A 451-nucleotide genomic window follows, 5' to 3' on the forward strand; every position below is an offset into this window, starting at 1 on the left:
CCCTGGTAGTCCACGCCGTAAACGATGTCGACTTGGAGGTTGTTCCCTTGAGGAGTGGCTTCCGGAGCTAACGCGTTAAGTCGACCGCCTGGGGAGTACGGCCGCAAGGTTAAAACTCAAATGAATTGACGGGGGCCCGCACAAGCGGTGGAGCATGTGGTTTAATTCGATGCAACGCGAAGAACCTTACCTGGCCTTGACATCCACGGAATTTGGCAGAGATGCCTTAGTGCCTTCGGGAACCGTGAGACAGGTGCTGCATGGCTGTCGTCAGCTCGTGTTGTGAAATGTTGGGTTAAGTCCCGCAACGAGCGCAACCCTTATCCTTTGTTGCCAGCGATTCGGTCGGGAACTCAAAGGAGACTGCCGGTGATAAACCGGAGGAAGGTGGGGATGACGTCAAGTCATCATGGCCCTTACGGCCAGGGCTACACACGTGCTACAATGGCGT

1 rRNA gene is annotated in these 451 nt (G+C 55.4%); it reads left to right on the forward strand.

Annotation, left to right across the window (positions count from 1 at the left end):
* Positions 1-451: ribosomal RNA gene (locus ET34_RS0118365) — 16S ribosomal RNA — on the forward strand; the annotation flags it as partial.

Source organism: Siccibacter colletis, assembly GCF_000696575.1.
Classification (GTDB): domain Bacteria; phylum Pseudomonadota; class Gammaproteobacteria; order Enterobacterales; family Enterobacteriaceae; genus Siccibacter; species Siccibacter colletis.